1 protein-coding gene is annotated in these 1,030 nt (G+C 57.6%); it reads left to right on the forward strand.

Going from position 1 to position 1,030, the window contains the following annotated elements; translation table 11 throughout:
• Positions 1–191: 191 nt before the first annotated feature.
• A partial coding sequence (locus x551_RS22640; RefSeq protein ID WP_036251931.1) for a DUF1329 domain-containing protein occupies positions 192–1,030 on the forward strand: 839 nt, incomplete at its 3' end.

Consider the following 1,030-nt stretch of genomic DNA (forward strand, 5'->3'; position numbering starts at 1 on the left):
TGCAGCACAACAACGAGATCTTTGCGCGTGTGGCCTATCAGTTCTGAGTGTCTAGTCATGGTGTGAGTCGATCCAGCCTCGCAGCAGGGGGTCGGGATTCGACTGCGACTTGCACCGGCCGCTTGCGCAGCCGGTGCTTTTTTGTTTGTAAATTGCCTCAATGCCGTTGCAGCGGCCTACACGGATAGTTCATGGCGCACCTCTTGCGTTTCGATCGCGATTACAGCCGTAGAGCCTTCCTTGATGCTACTAGCAAGGGGCTTCTGCGTGCCGGCGTGTTGGGTTCGGCATGGGGCGCTTTCCTGCGGACTGGTTCAGTCGCGGCAGCTTACCCAGACGAGCTGCTATCGATTGAGGTCTATTCAAAAGGAAAGCTCAAATCCGGTGACGTGATCGATGCGACCAACGTAGCACTAGTGAAGGATCTGCTAGACCCTGTCCGCTTTCGGCAGATCTCAACGATGGGGCGCAAGCTGGTGCTGGCGCCGACCACGACGGACCTAAGTCGTTTGAATCCGCTACCGTATCTGGAGGCGACGGCGCGCAATCGTGGCAAAGCGCGGTTCGACGCTACGGGAAATATCGTGACAACTGAAGGCAAGCCGTGGATCGGCGGCAATCCTTTCCCAGAGCCTACGTCAGCTCTCGAGATGTTCGCGGCGCATACGCTGAGCTGGGGGCGACACGATGTGTCACTCTACGCGAGCAAGGAGTATGACCTCGACCCCTCCGGAAACTTGCAGTACCAATACTCGTCTGTTTGGGCAGAGATGTCTACGGTTGCCCGAACCGTGATCGACCCCAAGCCGTACTGGGCTGGCGAGCCTGACAAGTTGCGCTACCAGTCGGTTCTGTTCACTGAGCCAGCAGATGCACGCGGAACGATCTTTCTCAACATCTGGGCCTACGATCAAAACCTGTTTCCGCAGCTTTATGGGTATCTGCCGGCCTTCAAGCGCGTGCGCAGCTTCCCGACCAACCAGCGCTTTGAGCCGTTGGTGGCAGGTGCAGAGCTGTATCTGTCGGATGC

It is taken from the genome of Methylibium sp. T29, assembly GCF_000576205.1.
Lineage (GTDB): Bacteria > Pseudomonadota > Gammaproteobacteria > Burkholderiales > Burkholderiaceae_C > Methylibium > Methylibium petroleiphilum.